The following is a 24,336-nucleotide window of genomic DNA, read 5'->3' as shown; positions in this document are numbered from 1 at the left end:
GAAGCGGAATGCGGGGCCAGCGTTCCCGGATTGCGCTGCGCTCCATCCGGGCTACGGGAGCACGGCCTCCAACCGGTTGACTCCGGCATCTGCTCACCGCACCCTCAAGACTTTTGGGGGATGACGCATTGCGCAATCGCTGGGGCATTCTTGCGATCCTGTTCGTCGTTCGCCTCACCATCGCGTTCCAGTTCCAGAGCGTTGCGGCGGTCGCGCCGCTGCTGCAACAGACCTTCGGCGTCGGGCTTGCCGACATCGGCATCCTGATCGGGCTCTATTTCACGCCGGGCGTGGTGCTGGCGCTGCCGGGCGGCGCGATCGGCCGGCGCTTCGGCGACAAGCCGACCACCATTGCCGCGCTATTGCTGATGACGGCGGGCAGCCTCGTCATGGCCACCACCGATGTCTGGGGCTGGCAGATGGCGGGCCGCCTCACCTCCGGCGCCGGCGGCGTGCTGCTGACGGTGCAGCTCACCAAGATGGGCACCGACTGGTTTGCGGGAAAGGAGATCGCCACCGCGATGGCGATCTTCGTCAACTCCTGGCCCGCCGGCGTTGCGATCTCGCTGCTGGTGCTGCCGGCGATCGGCACGGCCCATGGCGCGGGCGCCGTGTTCGCAGCAACCGGCACATTGACCGTGATCGGGATTGCACTCATCACGCTCTACCAGCCGCCGCCCGGCGCAAAGGTCGGCGCGAGCAGCTCGGGCCGGCTCGATCCCCTCGCGCTGCTGGCGGTGATCGTCGCCGGCATGATCTGGGGCCTATATAATGTCGGCTTCGCCATGATCTTCTCGTTCGGCCCGTCTCTGCTCGCCGAGCGCGGCTGGAGCATTGCCGCCGCCGGCTCGGCGATCAGCGTCGTGATGTGGCTGTCGGTGATCTCGGTGCCGTCGGGCGGGTATCTGGCCGATCGCGGCGGGCCCTTTGTCCTGACGATCGCGGCCAGCCTCGCCGTGGCAGCCCTGCTGGCCTGGCTGACCCGGTCCGACGCCGTGCTCACCATTCTGGTGCTGATCGGCCTGGTCGGGGGCTTCCCGGCCGGCCCGATCATGAGCCTTGCCGCCCGCGTGCTCGCCCCCGAAACCAGGGCGATCGGGATGGGCGTGTTCTACACACTCTTCTATGCCGCGATGATGCTGGGGCCGGCGATCGCCGGCCGGCTGGCCAAATCGGCCGGAACGGCCGCGGCCGCGCTCGACCTCGGCGCGCTCGCGGTGCTGGCCTGCCCGGCCCTGATGTGGCTTTTCGAGCGCATTGTGTCTGTGCGTGATCGGCGCGCCCAATCCTAACGCGGCATTAACCCTGTGCACCTTAGGGTCGTGCCGGACTCCGCCAGGCGGGGGGTCGGGTTGTGAAAATGGCGTTGGCGAACAAAAAATTTCTTCCGGCCGCCGAGGAACGTCGGCGTTTCCAGCGGGTGAAAGTCCACCTGCTCGGCCGCTACATGCTGCCGGACCGCCGTGAATTCCCCTGCCAGGTGATCAACATGTCGCCGGGCGGGCTCGCTTTGCTCGCCCCGGGCATCGGCAATGTCGGCGACCGCGTGGTCGCCTATCTCGACCATATCGGCCGCGTCGAGGGCAAGATCACCCGCATCATCGACAATGGCTTCGCCATGACGATCGGGGCGACGCCGAGGAAGCGCGACAAGCTCGCCGCGCAGCTCACCTGGCTCGCCAACCGCGACATCCTCAACCTGCCGGAGGACCGCCGCCACGACCGTATCGTGCCGCGCAACCCGATCGCGGTGCTGACGCTCGAGGACGGCACCAAGATGACCTGCCGCATCATCGACCTTTCGCTGTCCGGTGCGGCCATTGCCGCCGAGAACCGCCCGCCGCTGAAATCGATCGTTCTGCTCGGCCGCGTCCAGGGCCGCGTGGTCCGAAACCTCGAAGACGGCTTCGCGCTGGAGTTCATGCACGAGCAGCCGGCGGAGACACTCGAAGAGAGCGTTACCGCCCGGTAAAGCGCAATCGCGCCAAAACCAGCGATTTTCCAGCCCTGAAGGCGGCCTCCGCGATGCGGACGCCGCCTTTTTCATGCGTTTTGGCGATCCGGCGCGAGTTAACGCGGGGGCCGTTTGCGCGCCGAAACGGCGGTTCCACCAGCGTTTCCGCGTTAATCGATAAAATTTGAATCAATTGCAGTAATACTGCATTTTACGCAAATTCTATTCAAGTATAGATCGAATTCGCCGCGCCTTTTACTTGTATTCGTCTCGACTTGACTTGATCGACTTAGCGGCAATTCAAAAGCTCGATGCGCATTGTGGTCCCAACAAGAAACGGGGGCGACAATGTTCAACTTCAAGGGACATGGGAAAGGCTTGGCGATTGCCGCCATGCTCTTCGGGATCAGCGCGGCAGCGCAGGCCGGCGAAAGCCGTCTGCTCTACGCGAGCCTCGGCGACACCACGCGTGCGCCGATCGGCTGGGTCGAGTTCTGTGCGGACAACGCCGCGCAGTGCCAGGGCGGTCCGACGCAGCCGCGCGACATCGTGATGTCGCAGACGGCATGGCGCGACCTCGTCAAGGTCAATCGCTGGGTCAACGAGACCGTCAAGCCTTTGACCGACCAGGAGCACTGGGGCGTGATCGAGAAGTGGTCGCTGCCGTCGGACGGCTACGGCGATTGTGAAGACTACGTGCTGTTGAAGCGCAAGATGCTGATGGATGCCGGCTGGCCCCGCGAGGCCCTGCTCATCACCGTCGTGCGCGACAAGAAGGGCGAAGGGCACGCGGTGCTGACGGTGAAGACCGACAAGGGCGAGTTCGTTCTCGACAATCAGAACGAGAACGTCGTTGCCTGGACGGAGACCGGCTACCGCTTCGTCAAGCGCCAGTCGCAGGGCGATCCCAATGTCTGGGTCTCGCTCGGCGATACCAGGCCGGCGGTCTCCACCGCCAGCGCGAGAGATTAGAAACGAGACAACAGGTTACGCGACCCGGTCACATCCCCACCCCTCCCCGTCCCAGACCGGTTCGCGCGCGGCCAGCCATCCCCCAATGGCTGGCCGCAACTTTTTCGGGATATGCGATCAGCCCTGCGCCGACCACGGCACGCGCGCCGCGGTGAAGTCTCGCCAGCTGCCCAGCAGGGACCGGTGTGCGCCGATCGACGCGCGCGCCTGCCAGCCGGTGATCGCGGCCGCCGCAATGGCGCTGTCGCGATCTTCGGAGCCGAGCCCGTCGAGCAATGAGGCCGTCACCGCCATGTCGTTGAAGGCGCCGAGTTCCTCCTGCAGGCCGGCGAGCCTGCGGGCGAATTTCCGCGACGATTTGCGATCGTCGAACAGCGGCAGCAGGAACTCGCCGAGATAGCGCAGACGCTTGGTCGCGAGCCGCACCCGGTGCACCCCGTCGACATCAAGCGATTTGAAGCGGCGGCCGCGCTTGAGCACCTTGGCGTGCTGCTCCGACAAGACGCACTCGGCGAAATTGACCGCCGGTTCGGCGAGCCGTCCGAGATCCTCGGGCGCGACGTCGTTGCGCCACCCCCGCGTCTCGATCCAGCCGCCGAGATTGATCAGGAACACGGCGCAGCGGCGATCGTCGAGCGCCTGGTGCGCCTTGCGATAGGCGTCCGACTGGCGCCGGGCCGCGACGCGCCCCAGCGCATCGAATCCGGCGACCGACGGACAGGCGCTTGCGATCGCCGGCAAGGTCTCGAGCTGGAACACGTCCCAGTCGCGCGCGGCGGACAGGTCCTGCGCCAGCCATCGGGCTTCCGACCGCAATGCGTCGAGATTGCTGAGCGCACCGGCCGATCGCATCAGGTCGAGCGCCGATCGCAGCCGGCGCAGCGAGACACGCAGCTGATGCACGCCTTCGGGATTGCGGCCGTCCTCGGCCGCCGGCAGCGACTGCAGCAGATGGAGGAAGCACGACCGCAGGATCGTCGCGAAGGCCTCGTCGAGCGTGACGGCGGGATCGAGTTGCAGCTTGCGCGGCCGCCGCGCCGAGGGCGGCTTGTCCGCGGCAAGGTCGAAGCCGCGCGCGGACTTGCTGCGGATGGACGGCTTCACCGCGCTGTGCTCCGCAAGGCGCAGCGCGATCTCGTAGATCGTGCTCGCGCTGCCGCTCTTGAGCTCAAGCTCGATCTCGCTCACTGCCACCGACCGATCACCTGATGTCAGCGCGCCCTGGTCGAAGGCGATCTCGACGGTGCCGGACGGCAGATCGATCATCCGCGCGTGACGATGGACGTCGGCGGTGAAGACCGCCTCGAGCGGCTGCGCTTCGAGCTGCGCGCGAAGCTTCTCCGGAATGAAGGGCATCGCCAGCGCGAGATCGGGCGCAAGCGACGGCACGCTCGCCTCCCATTCACCGCGGCGCAGCGGGTCGTCGGCGGCGTCGGCCTTCACGGTCTGCACGAAGCGCGCGCCGCTCTGCCGGACGCGCAGGCTGAGTCCGGCGCGACGCAGCGCTCGCTCCGGCGTATCGTAGTAGACGGATTTAAGATGCTTGCGCGTGCCCTTGTTGCGGGCGTTCGCCGCGATGACAGGCGCAGCAGCGAAGTGCGCCATGCGATCGGCGTCGACGAGGAGCTTGAGCTCGATTTCACCGGCGGGGCGCGCGGCAACGTTCGGCTCCAACGGTTCCAATGCCGGCGGCGTTATCTGCGGTGGCGTCGGATCGATCACAGCGCCCTCGACGGTCGCAGCTTCCACGCCGGGCTCGGCCGGATCAATTTGCCTTAGGAACCCGGCGACGACTTGCGTCTTCTTGCGATCCTTCGGGTCAGGATTCCCATCCGGCGCGCCCGGTGTCTTGCGGGCCGGCGTTGCGTCTGATTTCAGCATTTGCGGTAACATGACAGTTCGATGACAGAGCGACAGCATATAGCCGGTGCGCTCCGCGATGAATAGTAACGTTGCGCTGCAATGCATGATCGTCCACACACGCTAGGCAAAAAAACCGGCAGGCGTTGTCATAATCGGGTGGTCGCGCCGAATTAAATTGCCCGCAAATGCAACAAGTGATCGAATTCGATAGCGAATCTCGCGGTTCTCGAAAGCGAGATGAACGCGTCAACGAGATTGACTCATGCTGGCCGAGAAATTCTTTCTGGTTCTTGAGACGCTTAGAAGTCACGCCGGGGATGACAGGCCCGAAATTGTGACAAGCCCTGTGCGCCCGCCCGTGAATCCCGAGAGCGCGAACAGTGCGCGGCGCGAACAGCCGCGCACTGACGAGCGCCAGTAGCGTTCCAGATCGCCGGATCGCACCGGGCGATGCGCGTCAGCGTGCGAGACTGTTCCGGTAGATCTTGCCGCCCTTCATGATCACGACGAAGTTCTTCGCGGGATCTTCGACGAGGGCGATGTTGTCGAGCGGATTGCCGTCGACGAGCAGCAGATCGGCCAGCGCGCCCTCCTCCACCACGCCGAGCTTGCCGGGATAGGGATTGCGCAGGCCCGACAGGCTCAGCAGCTCCGCGTTCGCGGACGTTGCCATCGCCAAGGCTTCGGCCGGCGTGTACCAGCGCGTGAGCGCGGCCAGCATCGAGCCCTGCTTCTCCGCCAATGCCTGCGAAAACAGGACGTCGGTGCCGAACGCGGTCTTGATCTTGTACTTCTTCGCCAGCGCGTAGACGCGATCCGTGCCGGCAACCACTTGCCGCATCTTGTCCCGTTCCGCAGGTCCGAGCGCGGCGGCACCGCCGAGATCGAGGAACGGCTGCGTGCTGAGCCAGATGCCCTTCTCGGCGATCAGCTTCGCGCTCGCCTCGTCCATGAGGTGACCGTGCTCAATGCATTTCACCCCGGCGGCGATCGAGCGCTGGATCGCCACCGGTGTGTAGGCGTGGGTCGCGACATAGGTGCCCCAATTGTCGGCGGCTTCGACGGCCGCGCGCAACTCGGGCTCAGTGAAGGTGGAGACGTCGAGCGGGCTGAACGGCGATGCGACGCCGCCGCCGGCGGTAAGCTTGACTTGCGAAGCGCCCTGCATGAGCTGCTCACGCGCGCGCACGCGAACTTCGTCGGGACTGTCGGCGACCATGCTGCCGCCGATCCGTTCCATCCGGCTCAGCATGCCGCCGATCGTGCGCGGCAGATCGGACAATTGGCGGAAGTCGCCGTGGCCGCCGGTGATGGTGATGACGGCGCCGGAGGGATAGATGCGCGGACCCGCGACCAGATCCTCGTCGATGGCCTGCTTGAGGCCGAAGGTCGGCCCGCCCATGTCGCGCACGGTGGTGAAGCCGCGCATCAAGGTCGCCGTTGCTTCGCTGGCGGCGAGCAGATTGTTGTAGCCGACATCGCCGGCGAGCGAGGCCATCGGCGTCGGCCGCACCAGCATCGCGTGCCAATGCGCATCGATCAGTCCCGGCATCAGCACGCGCCCGCCGCCGTCGATGACCTGCCCGGGGCTGGCGACATCCGCCGTCGAGATCTTCTCGATGACTCCCTTTCTCACGAGGACGCTGGATGGGGCCGAGAGCGCGCTGCCCTTGCCGTCGAAGATGCGGACGTTGCGGAACAGGACCGCAGCCTCCTGGGCCTGCGCGGAAGACAGACTGCCGGGCACCATGGCAATGCCGACAAGCGATGCAGCGGCGGCGAGAACTTTCGCCGATATCCTCAATCCCGACATATCAGCCTTCCCTATAGGTTCAGGCTACGCGAGGGGGTGATGGCAGGCACGCGCAAGTCTGCCCGCAGTTGACGCCGACGTTTAGCTTACGTCAACTTACAACCATGGCGGCAATATGCAGCGCTGCCATCCGCTTTGACGAGGGATCGGCGTCAGGCGGCAATTGAATTAAAGCAAATGAATCAAAGCGCTCGCCTGTGACGTCAGGCCACTGGCGCTCAGGCGCCCAGCACGTCCGCGAGCCGCAGCTCGTCGGCGGCGGGATCCTTCAGGAACAGCTCGTCCTCGATCTCTCGCAGATGCGACAACATCTGCGCACGCGCCGCCTGCTTGTCGCGCTTGCGGATCGCGGCGACGATGCCGGCGTGATGATCGGTGCCGCAGGCCGGCGTGTCGTGACGGCGATACAGCAGGATGATCAGCGAGGAGCGCGCGATCAGCTCCTTGAGGAAACCGAGATAGATGCTGTGGCCGCTCATCTCGGCGACGAGGCGGTGAAAATCGCCGGAGAGGCGGACCGAGGCGCGCGCGTCGCCGCGCAGCTCGGCCTCGCGTTCCTCGGCGAGATGTTGCTGGAGACGATCGAGCCAGGCCGGCGACACCGCATCGACGGCGTGGTCGACGATGGTGGGCTCGATCAGGCGCCGCGCCTCGAACACTTCGCGGGCATCGGCGGGCGTGGGGCGCGCGACAAAGGCGCCGCGGTTCTTCTCGATGTTGACGATGCCCTCGTGCGCGAGCTGCTGCAACGCGGTGCGGACCAGCGTGCGGCTGGCGCCGTAAATCTCGCCGATCTCGTCCTCGCCGAGCTTCGTGCCCGGCAACAGGCGATGCTCCAGGATCGCTGCGGTCACGCCCTCCCTGATGCGACTGACGCGATCGCTGGCGTCTGGCGCGTCGGATTTGGGGCGGGTCTTGGCAACCATGGCTGTGAGAGCTCGATCGGCAACGTTCAGCCTCGAATGTTAGACGACGAGCTGTATCCAATCACAGGCGAAACTTTATACAATCTTCGCCCGTTTTGTGTGCAGGCGGCTGCGCGCGCGGCAGGCAGCCCGAACCCGCCGGATTCGATCTAACGATCTGACTCCGCTGCACAGTTTTTGGAATCTGCCCGGCTGGAGCCTGTTGGCACGGACCTTGCGGAGAGAGGCCGGACACCGCCCTCCTGCCGGACTCGCCATGGCCATTCCTGCCGCTCTCGAACTGGTCGCCGTCACCAAGCGCTACGACACGACGCTCGCGGTCGACACCGTCAACCTGAAGATCCCGGCCGGCACCTATTGCTGCCTGCTCGGCCCCTCCGGCTGCGGCAAGACCTCGACCTTGCGCATGATCGCGGGCCACGAGGCCGTCAGCGCGGGCGACATCATCCTCGGCGCGCAGAACGTCACCGATCTTCCGCCGGCCGAGCGCGGCACCGCGATGATGTTCCAGTCCTACGCGCTGTTTCCGCATCTCAGCGTGATCGACAACGTCGCTTTTGCCCTGAAGATGCGCGGCATCGACAAGCCGACCCGCCACAAGCGCGCCGGCGAACTGCTCGAGCTGGTGGCGATGAGCCAATATGCGGGCCGGCTGCCGGCCCAGCTCTCCGGCGGCCAGCAGCAGCGCGTCGCGCTCGCCCGCGCACTGATCACCGAGCCGCAGATCCTGCTGCTCGACGAGCCGCTGTCGGCGCTCGATCCGTTCCTGCGGGTGAAGATGCGGGGCGAATTGAAGCGGCTGCAGCGCGAGCTCGGCATCAGCTTCATCCAGGTCACCCACGGCCAGGAAGAGGCGATGGCGCTCGCCGACCACATCGTGGTGATGAACCACGGCAAGATCGAGCAGCAGGGCACCGCCCGCGACATCTTCCACCATCCCCGCACCGAATTCGTGGCCCGCTTCATCGGTGGCCACAACGTGCTCAGCGACGCCGGCAAGCTCATCGCCGTGCGCGCCGATCAGCTCGGCATCAAGCCGATCACTGACGGCGCGTTCGGCGCACCGGCGCTGCTGACCCAGACCGAGTACCAGGGCTCCTACATCGCCGTCTCGCTCACGCTCGACGACGGCACCGCCCTGTTCTCCCATGTTCCGGAAGCCACCTTCGACGTCCACCCGTTCCGTCCGGGTGACCGCGTGCTGGCGACCTGGGATCCCGCCAAGGCGCAGCGCCTGCAATAGCGCCGATCGATCAGTGGAATGCGCAACAGAGGAGTGACTGATATGACCGAGACCACCAGGACGAAAGGCGTCAGCCGCCGCACGCTGCTCAAGGGCACCGCGGGTCTCGCCGGCCTCGCCGCCGGCTCCGGCGCCATCACCGGCTTTCCCTATGTGAAGTCGGCCGATGCGAAGGTGCTGCGCTATCTCGGCACCGCCGTGAACGAGGGCGACGACATCTCCAAGCAGTGCCTGAAGGACACCGGCATCAAGATCGAATACATCACCGCGACCACCGACGACGTCACCAAGCGCGTGATGACCCAGCCGAATTCGTTCGACGTGCTGGACACCGAATATTTCTCGCTGAAGAAGCTGGTGCCGTCGGGCAACATCCTTGCCCTCGACGCCAAGAAGATAAAGGAATTCGACAACATCACGCCCGTCTTCACCAAAGGCGAGACGCCCGGCGGCAAGAAGATCGGCGGCCAGGGCACCGCGCCCTGGAAGGTGCTCTATCTCGAAGGCAAGGACTCCAAGAAGTTCGCGACGTCGGCGACCGAATTCGTCACGCTGATCCCGACCGTCTACAACGCCGACACGCTCGGCATCCGCCCCGACCTGATCAAGCGCCCGATCAGCACCTGGGCCGAGCTGCTCAACCCCGAGTTCAAGGGCAAGGCCTCGATCCTCAACATCCCCTCGATCGGCATCATGGATGCCGCGATGGTTGTGGAAGCCTCCGGCAAGTACAAATATGCCGACAAGGGCAACATGACGAAGGAAGAGATCGATCTCACCATGAAGGTGATGACCGAGGCCAAGAAGGCCGGCCAATTCCGCGCCTTCTGGAAAGACTTCAACGAGAGCGTCAACCTGATGGCGTCGGGCGAGACCGTCATTCAGTCGATGTGGTCGCCGGCGGTGACGAAGGTCCGCTCGATGGGCATCCCCTGCACCTTCCAGCCGCTGAAAGAGGGCTACCGCTCCTGGGCTTCGGGCTTCTGCGTCTCCAAGGGCGTCTCGGGCCCCAAGCTCGAATGGGCCTATGAGTTCGTGAACTGGTTCCTGTCCGGCTATGCCGGCGCCTATCTCAACCGCCAGGGCTACTACTCGGCCGTGCTCTCCACCGCCAAGGCGCACATGGAGCCCTACGAGTGGGCGTACTGGATGGAAGGCAAGGCGGCCGAGAAGGACATCAAGGCGCCCGACGGCTCGCTGCTCGAGAAGGCCGGCGCAGTGCGCGACGGCGGCTCCTACGAGGACCGCATGGGCGGCGTCGCGTGCTGGAACGCCGTGATGGACGAGAACGACTACATGGTCCGCAAGTGGAATGAGTTCATCGCGGCGTGACGGACATGTCGGAAGAAGTCCTGCAACAGGCATCCCCGGGCTTGATCCCGGGGTCGGGAACAGCGCGCGCCGCAAAGCCGACGCGCCTGTCGCCGTCCTTCGTCTCCTGGCTTCAGGCCGGGCCGATGATGCTGGTGTTTCTCGCCTTCTTCCTCATTCCACTCGTCTTCGTCGTCATCGTGTCCTTCTGGGACTACAATGAATACCAGCTGCTGCCGGCTTTCTCCGGCCGCGGCTACACCGACACGTTCGAAGGCTGCATCGCGCAGCTCCCCGATCTCTGCACGATCGGCAAGACTTATCTCAAGACGCTGAAGCTCTGCTTCATGGTCTGGGCGATCACGCTTTTCATCGGCTTCTGGGTCGCCTACTTCCTCGCCTTCCACGTCAAGTCCAAGACCTGGCAGATGGGCCTGTCGCTGCTCTGCACGATCCCGTTCTGGACCTCCAACGTGATCCGCATGATCGCATGGATCCCGCTGCTCGGCCGCAACGGCCTCGTCAACTCGGGCCTCGTCAAGACAGGGGTGATCAACCATCCCCTGGAATGGCTGCTGTTCTCCGAATTCTCCGTGGTGCTGGCGCTGGTCCACCTCTTCACCTTCTTCATGGTGGTGCCGATCTTCAATTCGATGATCCGCATCGACAAGTCGCTGATCGAGGCGGCCTATGATGCCGGCGCCAGCGGCTTCCAGACCCTCGTCAACGTCGTCATTCCCCTGGCCAAGCCCGGCATCGTGATCGGCTCGATCTTCGTCATCACCATCGTGATGGGCGACTTCATCACCATCGGCGTGATGGGCGGCCAGCAGATCGCGGCTGCCGGCAAGATCATCGAGACGCGGGTCAATGCGCTGCAATTCCCCGCAGCCGCGGCCAACGCCGTGATCCTGCTCATCATCACCTTCCTGATCATCACCATGATGTCGCGCATCGTCGACATCAAGAAGGAGCTCTGAGCATGAAGGAAGGACGCCCGCGCTCTTTCTATGTGCTCGCGGTCTTCTTCGCGGCCTACGTGCTGTTTCTCTACGGTCCGATGATCGCGATCTACGTGCTGTCGTTCCAGGGACCGCAGGGCGGCCTCACCTTCCCGATGAACGGCGTGTCGACGTTCTGGATCGCAAAGCTGTTCCAGGGCACCGGCATCGTCGATCTCGGCGCGGCCTTCCGCCGCTCGCTGCTGCTCGGCGTGATCGTGATGATCGTCACCGTCGTGCTGTCGGTCGCCGCCGGCATGGCCTTCCGCAGGAAGTTCAAGGCGCAAAGCATCCTGTTCTATTCGGCGATCGCGAGCCTTATTGTTCCTTCGATCATTACGTCGCTCGGCATCTCGCTCGAATTCCGCATCATCGACGACCTCATCAAGGCGCACTGGAACGAGAACTTCGAGACCTCGATGGGCCTGCTGACGTCAGGCCTCGGCGCACATCTGACCTGGACGCTGCCGTTCGGGCTCCTGATCATGTTCGCGATCTTCAACCGCTTCGATCCGCGCCTCGAGGAAGCCGCACGCGATCTCGGCGCGACGCCGTGGCAGACCTTCCGCCATGTCGTGCTGCCAATCATCCTGCCCTCGGTGATCGGTATCGGCCTGTTCGGCTTCACACTGTCCTGGGACGAGCTCGCCCGCTCCAGCCAGGCGATCGGCGCGGTGAACACGTTGCCGCTGGATCTGCAGGGCCTCACCACGACGGTGACGAATCCCGACATCTACGCGCTCGGCACCGTGATCTCGGCCGTTTCGTTCACGGTGATCGCGCTTGCGCTCGGCACCATCCACGTGCTCAACAAGCGGCAGGCGGCCAAGGGCTCGGACGCCGGCCAAGGGCTCGTTTAATAGCTTGTCTCATAAAGGGCTCGTCTGATCCGATGCGGCTTCACGTCGTCAATCCCAACACCACGGCGTCCATGACGGCGAAGATCGCCGCCGCGGCGCGCAGCGTTGCGCTTGCCGACACCGTGATCGACGCGCGCCAGCCCGCGATGGGCCCGGTCTCCATCGAAGGTTTCTACGACGAGGCTTTTGCGGTGCCCGGCATGCTCGGCTGCATCCGCGAGGCCGATCGCGACGGCGCGGATGCGCACATCATCGCCTGCTTCGACGACACCGGCCTCGATGCCGCGCGTGCCGCCGCCAAGGCGCCCGTGATCGGCATCGGCGAGGCCGGCTTCCATATGGCGAGCCTGGTCGCGGCGCGCTTTGCCGTGGTGACGACGCTCGGTGTCTCGATCGTGCCGATCGAGCATAATCTGACGAAGTACGGCCTTGCCGACCGCTGTGCCCGCGTGCGCGCCGCCGAGGTCCCGGTGCTCGCGCTGGAAGAGCGCAATGCCGAAGCGCTCGGCAAGATTTCGGCGGAGATCACCGCCGCCATCCGCGACGATCGCACCGAGGCCATCGTGCTCGGCTGCGCCGGCATGGCCGATCTCGCCGCCGAGCTAGCCGCCACCCACGGCCTGCCTGTCGTCGACGGCGTCGCCGCCGCCGTGACGCTGGCGGAATCGCTGGTGCGGCTGGGGCTGAAGACGTCGCGGCTCGGCCCCTACGCGGCGCCGCGGCCGAAGACCTATTCCGGGCCGTTTTCGCCGTTCCAGCCCTGACTTTGGCCGTCCGCGGCGAATGCAAGGGGGTAAGGGCCGCTTTTTTGGCCGCTAGCCTCTTTTTGGTCCCAATTGTTGCTAAACAGTAACACTTTCGGGACATCCCGGTCGCCCGTTCGGGCTGCCGGTCCTTCGCCACTCACCAAGTTTCCATTTGGGTTTTGTCAGCGATGATCGATCTCGCAGAGGACACACGGTCCAACCCCCTGCTTCGCCTTGGCGCCCAGCCCATCGCGCTGACCGCCGCCGCCCTGTTTTTGCTGATCGCCGGCGTGACCTCGATCGCGATCTGGCGCGCCTATACGGGCTCTGCGCCGGAGACCGACCGGGTTGTGGCCTCGCGGCAGCTCCAGGCTCGCACCGCGCAGGCTTCCGAGCAGCTGGTCGAGAAGACCAAGGGACTTGAGGCGACCCAGCAGGAGTCGATCGACCAGCTCCAGGTCGTGCAGGACCAGCTCCAGACCGTGAAGCGGCTGCTTGCGTCCCAGCAGGCCGACACCAAGCGCCTCTCCGAGCAGGTGGCGACGCTGAACGAATCCATCGACGGCCTGCGCCAGTCCTTCGCCAGTGCCCGGGCCACCGAGGCCGAAACACCCACGGTTACCCGCAGGAAACCGGCGCGTCACCGCGTCAGTGCCAGCGCGCGCAAGCGCTCGCGCGGCTGAGCGGGCCTCAGCCGGCGGCTTTAATTTCTCGACTTGTGAACTGGATCACATTCCCCCGTATGATTCCGCGCGATGCTGGCCCTTACCGGATGGCGTGAGCCGATTTTAATATCCGGGGCTGGCAAGGTCGTTGACGGTATACTGCGTCAACGGCCTTGTTTTTTCGTAGGTCAGGTCGCCCCGCCTCACTCGCAGACGTCGACGCGACGGTATCGCCATCCCGCCGGCGTCATCACGCGCTTGCGGACGACGTAGCAACCGCCGTAGCCGCCATCGTCATAGCCGGACCCATAATAGTAGGGATCGCCGTAATACGGGGCGCCGTAGCCGTAATAGGCGCCGTAGTAGCCGGCGCCGGCAAGGCCCGCGCCGATGGCGACGCCAGGCCAGAAGCCGCCGCCATGCCAATGGCCGTGGCCGCCATGACCCCAGCCGCCACCACCGTGGCCCCAGCCGCCGCCATGTCCAAAGCCCCGCGCCTGGGCCATCTGCGGCATCGACAGTCCGACTGCCGCGACGGCCAGCGCCGCCATCATTGTCTTGCGTAACATCACTCGATTCCTCCGCGTGGACACGCTCCACGCTTCAAAGCGGGATCAAGCTAACGTCCATTGGGCAATCCGGACAGCCACACTGTCTCACTTCCGCGCGAGCATCAGCAGCCGCGACAGATGCTCTTCAGCTTCTTGTCGAGCAGCCGGTTCTCGGCGTTGACCGCGGCATCGGTGCCGCCACCGGTCCCGGAGCCGGTCGTGACGCCTGAGCCTGGTCCCGACGATTGAGCCGTCCCCAGGCTGTTGGTGCCCGGCGGCGGTGCCGGTGAATTGGCGACACCTCCGCCCGACCCCGACGAGGCACCGCTCGATCCCGCGGAGCCGCCGGTCGCTTGCGCGAACGAGACGGCCGGCATCGCCGCGAGGGCGAAGATCACGAGCATGGTCCTGATCAAAGCATTTGCGGATGACGCCATCGGAAAATCTCCCTTTGCCCGTCAACCGCTGCCGCGAATGCAGGTTCCGGAACAAATGCCGCGGCATCAGCTTGAAAACCAGGAGGCGACATCACGATGACCGATCGCGACCCCTTTGCAGAAGGCGAACGCGCCGCGCGCCAAAACATTCCCGCCGGAGCCAATCCTTATACGGACGGCAGCGACGAGCACGCGCTGTGGTCGGCGGGCCACGAGAAGATCGCGAGCGCCAGGGAAGCGCGCGAGTCCGAAGGACGTTAGCCGATCCGCTTCAGGCCCTTCTTGAAGCGCGGGCCATTGGCGACGTAGAACTTCGCCGCGCTTCCCATGCGCTGCACCTGGGCGTCGTCGAGCGTGCGGATCACGCGCGCGGGCGAGCCGATGATCAGCGAGCGTTCGGCAAACTCCTTGCCCTCGGTGATGACGGAGCCGGCGCCGACGATGCTGTTGCGGCCGATCTTCGCGCCGTTCATCACGATCGAGCCCATGCCGATCAGCGCACCGTCTCCGATGGTACAGCCGTGCAGGATGACGTTGTGGCCGACGGTGCAGTTGGTGCCGATGACCATGGGAAAGCCGAGATCGGTGTGGCAGGTCGAGCCGTCCTGCACGTTGGCGCCCTCGCCGATCTCGATCCACTCATTGTCGCCGCGCAGCACCGCGCCGAACCACACGCTCGCGCCCGGCTTCAGGCGCACGCGGCCGATCACGGTCGCGGTCTCCGCGATGAAATAATTGCCGTCGGCGGGAAGTTCGGGCGCCTGCCCGTCGAGCTCGTAGATCGCCATCAAGGTCTCCTGTCGGGTTGACCAAGGCATAGCGAAACGGCAGCCCCGACGCAAAGGTCCGGCCGCCGAGGGAACGCAAGCGCGTCCCGGGGGAACGCTCGGCGTCTTGGGGTTAGGTCAGGACGCCGGCGGCGCGCAGCGTCATCAGGAAGAAGGTGCCGCTCATCATGCTCCAGAAGCCGGCGATGAGGGTCGCCATCATCACGAATTCCACGCGGCGGCTTTCCACCTGCAGGCCGCGCAACGTGTTGCGCATGATGATGAAGGGAGCGGCGAACACCAGGAACGGCACCGCCGCGAAGGTCTTCGGCGCCACGCCGTCCTGCAACAGGCCGAAGCCTGCGGGGCGCTGCGCGAACGCCTGGTATCCGTTCACGAGGGCGCCGGCGAGTGCGAAACCGATGCAGATCGAGAAGAAGGAATTGAGAGCTTCAGGTGTCATCGGAAACAGTCCGCACTTACGCAACGCCGGAGCCTTCCTGTGACAAATCGTGCTGGTTAACGCTACATTATCCTTAAGAGAAGGTTAACGAGGCCCGCCGGTCCGCGCAGGGCCCTCTCCCCGTCCCGCGGCCGGCAAGGCCTAAGCGAATTCGCCGCCGCATGGCATATTCGCCGCTGATTCGTCGGCCATCGGCCGACCCCGGGTTCCACGCGCGCTCATCATGACGGTGTTTTCGGCAGCTTCCCTCAGACCCTCGCGCACGCGGGCGCATGTCGTGCCGATCGTGCTCGGCGGCGCTGCTGCGCTCGGCGCGGTCGCGCTGGTCGCCTATCTGCTGTGGCCGACCTGGGGCGCCGGCGGCGCCAGCGCCCCGGACCGGCTGCCGGTGAGCGTCGGCGGCACCCTGTTCAACGTGCCGACCACGGCGATCCGGATGAAGATCCAGCGCCACTCGGGGCCGCAGGAGCGCATCGATCTCGACGTGCTCTATCCCTCGCTCGAGCCGCCCGGCGCGCCCAGGCACGTCACCGCCGACACGGTGGAGACGGCGGTGCAGTCGATCGACCGCATCTTCCTGTCGATCGCGGCCCATCACGATGCGCTCGCGCCCGAGCAGCGAACGGCCACGATCTATCCGCGCTATCTCGACCAGGCCGCAACCCGGCCCGAGGACGGCCTGACGATGCGGATGTTCCGCGCCGACACGCCCTACGGCAGCGAGGATCTCTATTCCGCCGCAAGCCCGGCGCTGACCGCGCGCTGCACGCGCGATGCGGCAACCCCCGGCATGTGCCTCTCCGAGCGCCGCGTCGGCGGCGCCGACCTCACCTTCCGCTTCCCCCGCAGCTGGCTGTCGCAATGGCGCGAGGTGGCGGAGGCGATGGAGAAGCTGACGGCGCAATTGCGCGGGCCGAAGGGCTGAGCCCTATCTGCGCCCTGTCGCGGGATCGGCCCGGGCCCTCCAAAAAAACCTCGAAAACAACCCCATGCACAGTAGCGAGGGGCCGCCACGACTTCGACTTTTTCGAAGTCGGTTTGACCCGTCGGGCAAAACAGGGGTATGATGTCACGATGGGGCGATCGGCGTGAATGATCCGGCAACACATCTGCCGCCCGGTGCGCAGCTGCTCGGGCGCGAATGGCTCGGCTTCGACGAGAGCGGGCGTGCGCTGATCCGCTTCCAGGCCCAGGCAGCGTTCACCAACAGGCACGGGACGATCCAGGGCGGATTTCTGGCGGCGATGCTGGACTCCGCGACCGGCATTTGCGCGCTCGCGGCGCTAGGTCCCGATCAGACGGTGGTCACCAGGAGCCTCGACACGCGCTTCCTGAAACCCGCGGCGGTCGGGGCCATCATTGCGCGGGCGCGCGTCGTCGAGCGAACGGAGCGCGACATGGTCGTGCAGGCCGAGCTTGCCGATGCGGATGGCGTCATTGTCGCGGATGCCACCGCGCAGCTGCGTGTTCTTGCGAAGAAGTAGAGTTGCGGACTGCAGCGCGGAGCGCGGGAAACGTATCCGTCATTGCGAGCGAAGCGAAGCAATCCAGATTCCCTCAGCGGAAAGATTCCTGGATTGCTTCGCTTCGCTCGCAATGACGATGTGGAAAGAGCGCGCCTCGATTTTTCGGTGCATGCCCCGGGCGCGCGGCGGAGCGTCTCTTCGACGGTGCGCTGCAGGGCCGGAGCCGATATCACCGCCCAGCCGAGCGGCATGGGTCCCGGCTCTGCACAGCAACGCCAATAGCGCTGCAGTGCGTCCGGGACACGGGAGGCGCCGAAAACTATTCCTGATCGACGAGATCGTCCTCGAGGATCGCCATCTGGAACTGGAACGAGCGATCATCGTCCTCGTCGTCGACGAAGAGCACGCCGATGAATTCCTCGCCGATATAGACCTCGGCGGAGTCGTCCTTCTTCGGCCGCGGCACGACGCGAATCTTGGGATTGCCGAATACGCGCTTCAGATACGCATCGAGCTTTCTGACTTCTTTGACGTCCACGGCAAGTCTCCGATCGAAATGGGTTGGCGGCGTTTTAGGACGAGACGCGACGAACCGCCAGCATGAATTGCCAAACAATTTGGGGACGAAAAAGGGCCGGAGAATCCGGCCCTTGCACGCGAGCTCAAAGCCCCATCGCGTTGATCATCTGATCCATGGTGCGCGACGGCTCGGCGCAGCCGGCCTCGCCGACGATCTTGGCCGGCACGCCCGCGACCGTGACGTTGTGCGGCACGGGCTTGACCACGACCGAGCCCGCCGCAATGCGCGCGCAATGGCCGATCTCGATGTTGCCGAGGATCTTCGCGCCCGCGCCGATCAGCACGCCGTGGCGGATCTTGGGATGACGGTCCTCGTTCTCCTTGCCGGTGCCGCCGAGCGTGACGCCATGCAGGATCGAGACGTCGTCCTCGATCACCGCCGTCTCGCCGCAGACGAAGCCGGTGGCGTGGTCGAGGAAGATGCCGCGGCCGATGCGCGCGGCGGGATTGATGTCGGTCTGGAACACCGCGGAGGCGCGGCTCTGCAGATAATACGCAAAATCCTTGCGGCCCTTGAGCCAGAGCCAGTGCGCCAGGCGGTGGGTCTGGATCGCGTGGAAGCCCTTGAAGTAGAGCAAGGGATCGATGAAGCGCGAGGTGGCGGGATCGCGATCGTAGACGGCGACGAGATCGGCGCGGAAGGCGTTGCCGAGATCGGGATCGTCGCGCAGCGCCTCGTCATAGGTCTGGCGCACCAGATCGCCCGACAGCGCGGAATGATCGAGCCGGTCGGCGAGACGATGGATCACCGAATCCTCGAGGCGGCTGTGATGCAGCACCGTCGAGTAGATGAAGGTTGCAAGCTCGGGCTCGCGGTGGACGATGTCCTCCGCCTCGCTCCGGACCCGGTCCCAGATCGGATCGAGGGATGCGAGCTTTCCTCCCGGATTGACCTGATGCACTGCCATGGGATCTGCTCTTTCGAATTGGCTCGTTTGGCGGGCTCTATAGCACAGTCTAGGCGACAAAGTCCTGACCGGCTTGCCTGAGAGTGAACAGTGCCTTGCCCCGCGAAAGCATGCCAACGCCTTGAAACACAAAGATTTCTTCTGACGCCCCCAGAAAGATTTCTTCTGACGCCCCCAGGCGGCAAGGTTGCTTCAAAGTGGTCAGAGTTTCGCCGAATTCAAGCCGGGCGGCGTCAAACTATTGGTGAATTCTCACCCAGCCGCTAATGCGGGCATGGTCCGGACGAGGACGGAGCGGTTTTGAGCATCACCACCGAACAATTGCGCACGCGCGCCGCAGGCTCGCTCTGGCTGCGGCTGGCGGCGGTGGCCCTGCCTCTCCTGATGATCGCGCCGGCGTTCTGGAACGGCTACCCGCTATTGCAATGGGATACCGGCGGCTATCTGGCGCGCTGGTACGAAGGCTATCTCGTTCCCAGCCGGTCCACCGTGTTCGGCCTCTATCTGCACTATGGCGAAGGCTTCGGCTTCTGGATCAACCTCGCGGTCCAGTCGCTGGCGGCGCTCTGGCTGCTGCAGCTCACCTTGCGCGTGCTCGGCCTGATGCAGACCTCCCGCTTCGTCGTGATCAGCCTGCTCCTGATCGTGTCGACCGCCCTGCCCTGGCTCGCCAGCATGCTGCTCACCGACATCTTTGCCGGGCTGTCGATCCTGTCGCTGTTCCTGCTGGTCGTCGGCGGGGAGCGCACCTCGATGCTCGAGAAGATCTCGCTGTTCGTGTTCACCGCCTTTGCCGCCGCGACCCACAGCGCCACGCTCGGCGTGCTGCTCGGCCTCTGCGCCGCCGGCTGGATGGTGCGGCCGTTCGTGGGCAACCGGCTGCCGCTCGCAGGATTGGCGCAGGCGAGCATAACCATCGTCGCAGGCGCGCTGATGCTGGTCGCGGCGAACCACGCGCTGTCGGGGAAATGGGCCTGGACGCCCGGCGGCTACGGCGTTGCCTTCGGCCGCATGATGCAGGACGGCATCGTCACGCAGTTTCTTGGCGATCATTGCCCGCGCGAGCACTTCAAGCTCTGTCCCTATCGCAACCAATTGCCTGCGACCGCCGACGAGTTCCTGTGGGGCAAAAGCATGTTCAACACGCTCGGCCGCTTCGAAGGCATGAACGACGAGATGGGCACCATCGTCGTGCGATCGCTGAGGGACTATCCAGCCTGGCAGGCCGGCGCGGCGCTGCGGGCGATGGGCCAGCAATTGCTGCATGTCGCGACCGGCGAAGGCACCAATGGCTGGATCCCGCACACCCGTGGCATCATCGAGCGCTACGTCCCCGCGCAGGCGGCAGCGATGCGCGCCGCGCGCCAGCAGAACTGGCAGCTCGACTTCACCGCGATCAACTGGCTGCACGTGCCGGTGGCGCTGGCCTCGATGCTGGCGCTGGTCGCGCTGCTCGGCCATGCCCTCGCGAACCGCCGGCTCGACGATTTGACGCTGCTGGCGGCGACCGTGACGCTGGCGCTGCTCGGCAACGCCTTCATCTGCGCGGTCATCTCCGGCCCGCACGACCGCTACGGCGCGCGGATGGCATGGGTCGCGACCTTCGTGGTGCTGATGGCGCTGTCGCGCCGGGTTGGGGATGACGTCAAGGCGCAGTGAGACGAGACGAAGCGTCGTCGGTTCTCGTCGAAGCATGACCTGCTCGCCGACGCGTTCTCAGTCCGCCCGGGCACCGTCATGTTGGGCGGGGCTCCCGCTCCCGCGCGCTATTGGCGGGAAGCCGCATTTCGTTTTTCGAGCCGCGCGGCGGTTATTTCTGCGTCCCAACCGTCGCTCGCGACTTCCCCGATCGAGCCCCCGAGCACGATAGCGACCGCTAGCGGCCAGACCGCTGCCATGACGATGGTGCCGGCGATAGGTTGATCCTTGCCCGGCCGATTATAGCTTTGCATTCCCGTGACCGCGAAGGCCGTGACAATGAAGCCGACCGCGTAACACTTGAGCCACTTCACTTCGAATACCTCCAAGCTGTGGTCGTTAGTGGCGGCTCCCTCTGGTTTGGTTCGATGGCATCGAGCTCCGGTGAGGCTGAGGCAGCAAGTCGCTTCCCGCCACTGGACCTCGGCCGAAACACCCTGAACCTGGCTAATGTCGGCTAACACGGGAGAACGGCCGCGGGGCCGCACTCAGTTCGACCACCGCTTGTGACCCAAAGCGGACTCCAACTGGATCTGCGCGATCATCTTCGATACTGGTCATCGCGCACCTTCTCCAGCCAATCCACGTTCTTGCCGCTGACAGATTCCTGAATGGCAATGTGGGTCATTGCCGTTGTCGGCGAAGCACCGTGCCAGTGCTTGAGTCCCGGAGGAAACCACACGACATCGCCGGGACGAACCTCCTCGACCGGGCCACCCTCGCGCTGCACCCAGCCGAGCCCCGCCGTGACGATCAGCGTCTGTCCGAGCGGATGCGTGTGCCACGCGGTCCGGGCGCCGGGCTCGAACGTGACCTGGCCGGCGCCGACGCGGGCCGGATCCTTCGGCTGGAACAGCGGGTCGATGCGGACGGTGCCGGTGAACCAGTCTTGGGGCCCCTTCTGCGAGGGCTGAGAGCCGTTTCTCTTGATATCCATGTCCATGACAAACTCCTTCGGACGGTCGGTCGTCTGCGCCGAAGACCAGCCAACATCAATCAAAGCGGCGGCGCAGCCGCCGATGAGCACGCCTCTCCGGGTGATCATCACCTTCCTCCGTTCATCGGGGGTCGTAGCCGGGCTTCTTGAAGATGGTGTCCGGCTTGTCGACGATGTCAGGCCCGTATACGCGGCTCGCCCAGTCTTTCGGTTCGACGTCTTCGATGCCGACGGACACGGACTCCTGGCCGTAACCCAGCGAATCCATCACTGCCTTCGTTACGGCCTCGGCCAGAACGGCCTTCTGTTGCTTCGACTTCCCGGAATATAGCTTCACGATGACGTGCGGCATGACGCTCTCCGTCAGTGCGGGCGCTTTTCGATGACGTCCTTGACGACGGGAGCCGCCGAGAATGCGTTGGGCCAACCGGCATAGAAGGCGAGATGGCCAAGCACCTCGCCGGCCTCGTCGCGGGTCAGTCCGTTGTCCATCGCACGGTTCAGGTGATAGGTGATCTGGGCGACCTGACCGGTCGCGACGAGTGCGCTCACGGTGACGAGACTGCGATCGCGGGGCGCCAGAGCCGACCTGAGCCAGAGATCCCGGAACAGCACGTCGGTCGTGTACTGGACGAGGCTCGGGGTGATCTGCCCGAACTGCTCTCCGACGCGCGTCGCCCGCTGCTTCTCCGCCGTCTCGTCGAGCGGCAGTTGCGGTCCCGTGGCCGGCGGGAGCTGATCGGCGCCGATGTTGCGGCTCTTGAACACGTCCCTCGCTGCGGGGATCGCATCCATCGCATTCGCCCAGCCGGTGTAGAACGCCAGGTGTGTGATGATCTCCGATATCTCCGACGGCTTCACGCCGTTGTCGAGCCCGAGCGCCAGGTAGCGCGGCAGTTCGACGGTCTGGTCGCGCGCGATCAGCGCGGCGATGGTGACGATGCTGCGGTCACGCCCGGAAAGGCCCGGTCGCTTCCAGAGGTCGCCGACGACGAACTTCTGCGCGTAGCCTTCGAGAGCAGGAGCGACGGCACGGATGTCTTCCGGTTTCAGCATGGTGTTTGCTCCTTCGTTGGGCGCCTGACCGGCTGCCGCGCCGGCGACCAGGCAGAGTGAGATCAAAGTGGCTGCAAACGTTCTCATTGAGGGGATCCTTCCAGGGTCGAGGGGTTCGCGACCAGCCACCAGGCGACGAGCGAAGCGCACAGCACGGTGGCCGAACTGACGAGAAACAGAGCGTTCAGTCGCGCACCGGCTGCGATCAGCCCGAGCGCGGGACTGGCGAGGCCCTGGGCGAGATCGAGGAACGCGGTGTAGGCGCCCATAGCGAGACCGCGGCTCTGCGGCGCGACGCGGCGGACCGCTTCGACGCCGAACCCGGGATAGACGAGCGAGAAACCCAAGCCGGTGAGCGCTGCGCCGGCGAGCGCCACTTCCGGACGGACAGCCAACCAGATTAGCGCCTGGCCGACGGCTTCGATGGCGGCGCAGACCAGCGCAACCTTCGCTCCGCCGATCTTGTCGGCCAGATGGCTAAAGAACACCCTCGCCAGGATGAAGGCGACAGCGTAGGCGGTGTAGGCGGACCATCCGTTTGCCCAGCCCCTCGTCGCGAATAGCAAGGCTACGAACGTGGTCACGGCGCCGAAGCCCACGCTGCCCAGCGCGGAGCCCAACCCAGGCACCCAGACGGCGCCGATTATTTCGACGAACGAGGCGCGCGCATGCTTCGCCGGCGCGACCGCCGGCAGGAGAGCGAGGAGCGGCAGCGCGACGAGCGGAGCCAACGCGGTCGCCAGCGAGATCGCCGCGAAGCCGTAGGCCGCATACAGGGCGGAGCCGGCCGGCGCGCCGATCGCGAAGGCCGCGAACATGGCCGACCCGACCCAGGCGATGACCCTGCCTGTGTTCCGGGAATGGGCGAGCGCCAGTCCCCAGCTCACCGCCGCCGTGATGATGAAGCTCTCCGCTCCGCCAAGCAGCGCGCGCCCCGCGAGGAGGATCGCGACCGACATCAGCGGAGATCCGCTGAAGCCGAGCGACATGAGATAGAGCAGTCCCGCAGCGGCCGCCGCCAGCAGCCCGGCGACGACCCCGCGCTTCGCTCCGCGCGCGTCGGAGAAGTGACCGGCCCATGGTCGCGAGACCAACGATGCCGCGAATTGGCTGCCGGCGACGAGACCCACCACGAACGTGCCGAAACCCAGCCCGTCATGCACGTGGAGTGGAAGTACGGGCATCGCCACGCCGATGACGAGGAATGCGACGAACACCACCCCCATGATGGGCAGCAGCGTGGTCGTGATGCCAGATGAGACGGGTTCCTGCACGGCCGTGATCGACATCGCCTCAAAGTTCCTGCTTCGTCGGTCGGTAAAGGATTTCGTTGATGTCGACTTCCGGAGGCTGGCTCAGCGCGAACGCGACGGCCCTCGCGAACGAGTCGGCGGGCACCGCGACCTGCTGATAGAACGAGCGGATTCCGGCCGCTGCCGCCGGGTCGGAGATGGTGTCCAAGAGCTCGGTCGCCACGGCGCCCGGCGAGATCACCGTCGTCCGGATGTTGTAGGGCTTCACCTCCTGCCGCAGGCCTTCAGACAACGCGCGTACAGCGAACTTGGTCGCCGCGTACACGGCGAAGCCGGGCCCGACCCTGTGGCCGGCGACGGACGAAACGTTGACGAAGTGCCCCGACTTCTGCCGCTGCATGTGCGGGAGCGCGGCGGCGATGCCGTACGTCACGCCCTTGATGTTGACGTCGATCATGCGGTCCCACTCGTCGACCTTCAGCTGCTCCAGGGGAGCTTGGGGCATGAGGCCGGCGTTGTTGATCATGACGTCGATCCGGCCGTAGTTCTGCACCGCCGCGTCGACCAGCGCCTTCACCTGATCCCGGCGCGTCACGTCGGTCTCCAGAGCGAGTGCTTTGCCGCCATGACCCTCGATGTCCTTCGCGAGCGCCTGCAGGCGGTCCGCCCGGCGTGCACCGAGGACGACGGTCGCGCCCTCCGCCGACAGGAGCCGCGCGGTGGCCTCGCCCAGCCCGCTGCTCGCTCCCGTCACCACGATGATCTTGTCCTTGATTCCTTGTGTCATGGGCCCTTGCCTTCTTCTGGAGCCGATGCTGCGGCTCGATGGCTGGTCAGAACCTAGGCCTTCCTCGCCCGTGCGATTAG

General features: G+C 65.4%; 28 protein-coding genes. 13 read left to right on the top strand and 15 right to left on the bottom strand.

Going from position 1 to position 24,336, the window contains the following annotated elements; all coding sequences use genetic code 11:
* Nucleotides 1-128: 128 nt before the first annotated feature.
* The 3 genes from JQ617_RS01510 to JQ617_RS01500 all read left to right on the top strand — a co-directional run bounded on the left by JQ617_RS01510 (nt 129) and on the right by JQ617_RS01500 (nt 2,926).
* Nucleotides 129-1,292 (top strand): MFS transporter, encoded by a 1,164-nt coding sequence (locus tag JQ617_RS01510; protein ID WP_212023846.1) that lies wholly within the window; start codon nt 129-131, stop codon nt 1,290-1,292.
* 68 nt (nt 1,293-1,360) lie between these two features.
* Nucleotides 1,361-1,972, top strand: a complete 612-nt coding sequence (locus JQ617_RS01505; RefSeq protein ID WP_080134316.1) for a PilZ domain-containing protein — start codon at nt 1,361-1,363, stop codon at nt 1,970-1,972.
* 330 nt (nt 1,973-2,302) lie between these two features.
* Nucleotides 2,303-2,926, top strand: coding sequence for a transglutaminase-like cysteine peptidase (locus JQ617_RS01500; RefSeq protein ID WP_063682599.1), 624 nt, complete (start codon nt 2,303-2,305; stop codon nt 2,924-2,926).
* 117 nt (nt 2,927-3,043) lie between these two features.
* Here the strand turns inward: JQ617_RS01500 and JQ617_RS01495 are convergent, their stop codons facing one another.
* From JQ617_RS01495 to JQ617_RS01485, 3 genes are all read right to left on the bottom strand, one after another.
* Nucleotides 3,044-4,807, bottom strand: a complete 1,764-nt coding sequence (locus JQ617_RS01495; protein ID WP_212023844.1) for a CYTH and CHAD domain-containing protein — start codon at nt 4,805-4,807, stop codon at nt 3,044-3,046.
* A 439-nt stretch (nt 4,808-5,246) separates the two neighbouring features.
* Nucleotides 5,247-6,602 (bottom strand): metal-dependent hydrolase family protein, encoded by a 1,356-nt coding sequence (locus tag JQ617_RS01490; protein ID WP_212023842.1) that lies wholly within the window; start codon nt 6,600-6,602, stop codon nt 5,247-5,249.
* A gap of 218 nt (nt 6,603-6,820) precedes the next feature.
* The gene (locus JQ617_RS01485) at nt 6,821-7,528 is read right to left on the bottom strand and encodes a GntR family transcriptional regulator (protein ID WP_063682596.1); all 708 of its coding nucleotides are present in this window, start codon (nt 7,526-7,528) and stop codon (nt 6,821-6,823) included.
* A 256-nt stretch (nt 7,529-7,784) separates the two neighbouring features.
* On the opposite strand from JQ617_RS01485, the gene JQ617_RS01480 reads away from it, so the two are divergent.
* The 6 genes from JQ617_RS01480 (at nt 7,785) to JQ617_RS01455 (ending at nt 13,372) form a co-directional block, all read left to right on the top strand.
* On the top strand, nt 7,785-8,771 hold the full coding sequence (locus JQ617_RS01480) for an ABC transporter ATP-binding protein (protein WP_212023840.1): 987 nt from the start codon (nt 7,785-7,787) through the stop codon (nt 8,769-8,771).
* Between the two features lie 42 nt (nt 8,772-8,813).
* Nucleotides 8,814-10,103 carry an ABC transporter substrate-binding protein gene (locus tag JQ617_RS01475; RefSeq protein ID WP_063682594.1) on the top strand — a complete coding sequence of 430 codons (1,290 nt, stop codon included), beginning with the start codon at nt 8,814-8,816 and terminating at the stop codon, nt 10,101-10,103.
* A 5-nt stretch (nt 10,104-10,108) separates the two neighbouring features.
* Complete coding sequence (locus tag JQ617_RS01470) at nt 10,109-11,062, top strand: ABC transporter permease (RefSeq protein WP_082884797.1); 954 nt, start codon at nt 10,109-10,111, stop codon at nt 11,060-11,062.
* Nucleotides 11,063-11,064: 2 nt separating this feature from the next.
* A complete protein-coding gene (locus JQ617_RS01465; protein ID WP_212023838.1) occupies nt 11,065-11,943 on the top strand; it encodes an ABC transporter permease in 879 nt (292 codons plus the stop codon).
* Between the two features lie 32 nt (nt 11,944-11,975).
* Nucleotides 11,976-12,707 (top strand): aspartate/glutamate racemase family protein, encoded by a 732-nt coding sequence (locus JQ617_RS01460; protein ID WP_212023835.1) that lies wholly within the window; start codon nt 11,976-11,978, stop codon nt 12,705-12,707.
* Between the two features lie 170 nt (nt 12,708-12,877).
* Nucleotides 12,878-13,372 (top strand): hypothetical protein, encoded by a 495-nt coding sequence (locus JQ617_RS01455; RefSeq protein WP_212023833.1) that lies wholly within the window; start codon nt 12,878-12,880, stop codon nt 13,370-13,372.
* 185 nt (nt 13,373-13,557) lie between these two features.
* Here JQ617_RS01455 and JQ617_RS01450 read toward each other — a convergent pair whose 3' ends face one another.
* Together JQ617_RS01450 and JQ617_RS01445 are read right to left on the bottom strand one after the other, a co-directional pair.
* On the bottom strand, nt 13,558-13,923 hold the full coding sequence (locus JQ617_RS01450; RefSeq protein WP_145660714.1) for a hypothetical protein: 366 nt from the start codon (nt 13,921-13,923) through the stop codon (nt 13,558-13,560).
* 104 nt (nt 13,924-14,027) lie between these two features.
* Nucleotides 14,028-14,342 (bottom strand): hypothetical protein, encoded by a 315-nt coding sequence (locus JQ617_RS01445; RefSeq protein WP_212023831.1) that lies wholly within the window; start codon nt 14,340-14,342, stop codon nt 14,028-14,030.
* Between the two features lie 96 nt (nt 14,343-14,438).
* Here JQ617_RS01445 and JQ617_RS01440 point away from each other — a divergent pair, with 96 nt between their 5' ends.
* A complete protein-coding gene (locus JQ617_RS01440; RefSeq protein WP_212023829.1) occupies nt 14,439-14,603 on the top strand; it encodes a hypothetical protein in 165 nt (54 codons plus the stop codon).
* On the opposite strand, the gene JQ617_RS01435 is transcribed toward JQ617_RS01440, so the two are convergent.
* Together JQ617_RS01435 and JQ617_RS01430 are read right to left on the bottom strand one after the other, a co-directional pair.
* Nucleotides 14,600-15,130, bottom strand: a complete 531-nt coding sequence (locus JQ617_RS01435; RefSeq protein WP_063682588.1) for a gamma carbonic anhydrase family protein — start codon at nt 15,128-15,130, stop codon at nt 14,600-14,602. The genes JQ617_RS01440 and JQ617_RS01435 overlap by 4 nt on opposite strands.
* 112 nt (nt 15,131-15,242) lie before the next feature.
* Nucleotides 15,243-15,572, bottom strand: a complete 330-nt coding sequence (locus JQ617_RS01430; RefSeq protein WP_063682587.1) for a DUF6949 family protein — start codon at nt 15,570-15,572, stop codon at nt 15,243-15,245.
* A gap of 223 nt (nt 15,573-15,795) precedes the next feature.
* On the opposite strand from JQ617_RS01430, the gene JQ617_RS01425 reads away from it, so the two are divergent.
* The gene (locus JQ617_RS01425) at nt 15,796-16,497 is read left to right on the top strand and encodes a hypothetical protein (RefSeq protein WP_212023827.1); all 702 of its coding nucleotides are present in this window, start codon (nt 15,796-15,798) and stop codon (nt 16,495-16,497) included.
* A 163-nt stretch (nt 16,498-16,660) separates the two neighbouring features.
* Nucleotides 16,661-17,056, top strand: a complete 396-nt coding sequence (locus JQ617_RS01420; RefSeq protein ID WP_349630588.1) for a PaaI family thioesterase — start codon at nt 16,661-16,663, stop codon at nt 17,054-17,056.
* Nucleotides 17,057-17,357: 301 nt separating this feature from the next.
* Here the strand turns inward: JQ617_RS01420 and JQ617_RS01415 are convergent, their stop codons facing one another.
* Together JQ617_RS01415 and cysE are read right to left on the bottom strand one after the other, a co-directional pair.
* Nucleotides 17,358-17,576: a DUF3126 family protein gene (locus tag JQ617_RS01415; protein WP_007602550.1), complete on the bottom strand. Its 219-nt coding sequence runs from the start codon at nt 17,574-17,576 to the stop codon at nt 17,358-17,360.
* Nucleotides 17,577-17,700: 124 nt separating this feature from the next.
* Nucleotides 17,701-18,525 (bottom strand): serine O-acetyltransferase, encoded by an 825-nt coding sequence (cysE, locus tag JQ617_RS01410; RefSeq protein WP_063682585.1) that lies wholly within the window; start codon nt 18,523-18,525, stop codon nt 17,701-17,703.
* A 300-nt stretch (nt 18,526-18,825) separates the two neighbouring features.
* On the opposite strand from cysE, the gene JQ617_RS01405 reads away from it, so the two are divergent.
* Nucleotides 18,826-20,184, top strand: coding sequence for a hypothetical protein (locus JQ617_RS01405; protein WP_212023825.1), 1,359 nt, complete (start codon nt 18,826-18,828; stop codon nt 20,182-20,184).
* A gap of 107 nt (nt 20,185-20,291) precedes the next feature.
* Here the strand turns inward: JQ617_RS01405 and JQ617_RS01400 are convergent, their stop codons facing one another.
* The 6 genes from JQ617_RS01400 to JQ617_RS01375 form a co-directional block, all read right to left on the bottom strand.
* Entirely contained in the window at nt 20,292-20,537 is a 246-nt protein-coding gene (locus tag JQ617_RS01400; RefSeq protein ID WP_212023823.1) for a hypothetical protein, read from the bottom strand.
* Between the two features lie 227 nt (nt 20,538-20,764).
* On the bottom strand, nt 20,765-21,160 hold the full coding sequence (locus JQ617_RS01395) for a (R)-mandelonitrile lyase (protein ID WP_212025936.1): 396 nt from the start codon (nt 21,158-21,160) through the stop codon (nt 20,765-20,767).
* Nucleotides 21,161-21,281: 121 nt separating this feature from the next.
* A complete protein-coding gene (locus JQ617_RS01390) occupies nt 21,282-21,512 on the bottom strand; it encodes a tautomerase family protein (RefSeq protein ID WP_212023821.1) in 231 nt (76 codons plus the stop codon).
* An 11-nt stretch (nt 21,513-21,523) separates the two neighbouring features.
* Entirely contained in the window at nt 21,524-22,303 is a 780-nt protein-coding gene (locus JQ617_RS01385; RefSeq protein ID WP_212023819.1) for a carboxymuconolactone decarboxylase family protein, read from the bottom strand.
* Complete coding sequence (locus JQ617_RS01380; protein ID WP_212023817.1) at nt 22,300-23,505, bottom strand: arabinose transporter; 1,206 nt, start codon at nt 23,503-23,505, stop codon at nt 22,300-22,302. Before JQ617_RS01380 ends, JQ617_RS01385 begins: the two co-directional genes overlap by 4 nt.
* Nucleotides 23,506-23,509: 4 nt before the next feature.
* The gene (locus JQ617_RS01375; protein WP_212023815.1) at nt 23,510-24,256 is read right to left on the bottom strand and encodes an SDR family oxidoreductase; all 747 of its coding nucleotides are present in this window, start codon (nt 24,254-24,256) and stop codon (nt 23,510-23,512) included.
* Nucleotides 24,257-24,336: the final 80 nt, after the last annotated feature.

This window comes from Bradyrhizobium sp. KB893862 SZCCT0404, assembly GCF_018130885.1.
Lineage (GTDB): Bacteria > Pseudomonadota > Alphaproteobacteria > Rhizobiales > Xanthobacteraceae > Bradyrhizobium > Bradyrhizobium stylosanthis.
This window is presented reverse-complemented; position numbering and strand designations above follow the sequence as displayed.

What these genes read in the sequence shown, in the direction of transcription:
- JQ617_RS01450 (WP_145660714.1), bottom strand. Translation starts at nt 13,923, where the DNA reads ATGTTACGCAAGACAATGATGGCGGCGCTGGCCGTCGCGGCAGTCGGA.
- JQ617_RS01440 (WP_212023829.1), top strand. Translation starts at nt 14,439, where the DNA reads ATGACCGATCGCGACCCCTTTGCAGAAGGCGAACGCGCCGCGCGCCAA.
- JQ617_RS01460 (WP_212023835.1), top strand. Translation starts at nt 11,976, where the DNA reads ATGCGGCTTCACGTCGTCAATCCCAACACCACGGCGTCCATGACGGCG.
- JQ617_RS01470 (WP_082884797.1), top strand. Translation starts at nt 10,109, where the DNA reads ATGTCGGAAGAAGTCCTGCAACAGGCATCCCCGGGCTTGATCCCGGGG.
- JQ617_RS01435 (WP_063682588.1), bottom strand. Translation starts at nt 15,130, where the DNA reads ATGGCGATCTACGAGCTCGACGGGCAGGCGCCCGAACTTCCCGCCGAC.
- JQ617_RS01455 (WP_212023833.1), top strand. Translation starts at nt 12,878, where the DNA reads ATGATCGATCTCGCAGAGGACACACGGTCCAACCCCCTGCTTCGCCTT.
- JQ617_RS01490 (WP_212023842.1), bottom strand. Translation starts at nt 6,602, where the DNA reads ATGTCGGGATTGAGGATATCGGCGAAAGTTCTCGCCGCCGCTGCATCG.
- JQ617_RS01505 (WP_080134316.1), top strand. Translation starts at nt 1,361, where the DNA reads ATGGCGTTGGCGAACAAAAAATTTCTTCCGGCCGCCGAGGAACGTCGG.
- JQ617_RS01375 (WP_212023815.1), bottom strand. Translation starts at nt 24,256, where the DNA reads ATGACACAAGGAATCAAGGACAAGATCATCGTGGTGACGGGAGCGAGC.
- JQ617_RS01485 (WP_063682596.1), bottom strand. Translation starts at nt 7,528, where the DNA reads ATGGTTGCCAAGACCCGCCCCAAATCCGACGCGCCAGACGCCAGCGAT.
- cysE (WP_063682585.1), bottom strand. Translation starts at nt 18,525, where the DNA reads ATGGCAGTGCATCAGGTCAATCCGGGAGGAAAGCTCGCATCCCTCGAT.
- JQ617_RS01430 (WP_063682587.1), bottom strand. Translation starts at nt 15,572, where the DNA reads ATGACACCTGAAGCTCTCAATTCCTTCTTCTCGATCTGCATCGGTTTC.
- JQ617_RS01465 (WP_212023838.1), top strand. Translation starts at nt 11,065, where the DNA reads ATGAAGGAAGGACGCCCGCGCTCTTTCTATGTGCTCGCGGTCTTCTTC.
- JQ617_RS01380 (WP_212023817.1), bottom strand. Translation starts at nt 23,505, where the DNA reads ATGTCGATCACGGCCGTGCAGGAACCCGTCTCATCTGGCATCACGACC.
- JQ617_RS01445 (WP_212023831.1), bottom strand. Translation starts at nt 14,342, where the DNA reads ATGGCGTCATCCGCAAATGCTTTGATCAGGACCATGCTCGTGATCTTC.
- JQ617_RS01395 (WP_212025936.1), bottom strand. Translation starts at nt 21,160, where the DNA reads ATGGATATCAAGAGAAACGGCTCTCAGCCCTCGCAGAAGGGGCCCCAA.
- JQ617_RS01480 (WP_212023840.1), top strand. Translation starts at nt 7,785, where the DNA reads ATGGCCATTCCTGCCGCTCTCGAACTGGTCGCCGTCACCAAGCGCTAC.
- JQ617_RS01385 (WP_212023819.1), bottom strand. Translation starts at nt 22,303, where the DNA reads ATGAGAACGTTTGCAGCCACTTTGATCTCACTCTGCCTGGTCGCCGGC.
- JQ617_RS01475 (WP_063682594.1), top strand. Translation starts at nt 8,814, where the DNA reads ATGACCGAGACCACCAGGACGAAAGGCGTCAGCCGCCGCACGCTGCTC.
- JQ617_RS01495 (WP_212023844.1), bottom strand. Translation starts at nt 4,807, where the DNA reads ATGCTGAAATCAGACGCAACGCCGGCCCGCAAGACACCGGGCGCGCCG.
- JQ617_RS01425 (WP_212023827.1), top strand. Translation starts at nt 15,796, where the DNA reads ATGACGGTGTTTTCGGCAGCTTCCCTCAGACCCTCGCGCACGCGGGCG.
- JQ617_RS01390 (WP_212023821.1), bottom strand. Translation starts at nt 21,512, where the DNA reads ATGCCGCACGTCATCGTGAAGCTATATTCCGGGAAGTCGAAGCAACAG.
- JQ617_RS01500 (WP_063682599.1), top strand. Translation starts at nt 2,303, where the DNA reads ATGTTCAACTTCAAGGGACATGGGAAAGGCTTGGCGATTGCCGCCATG.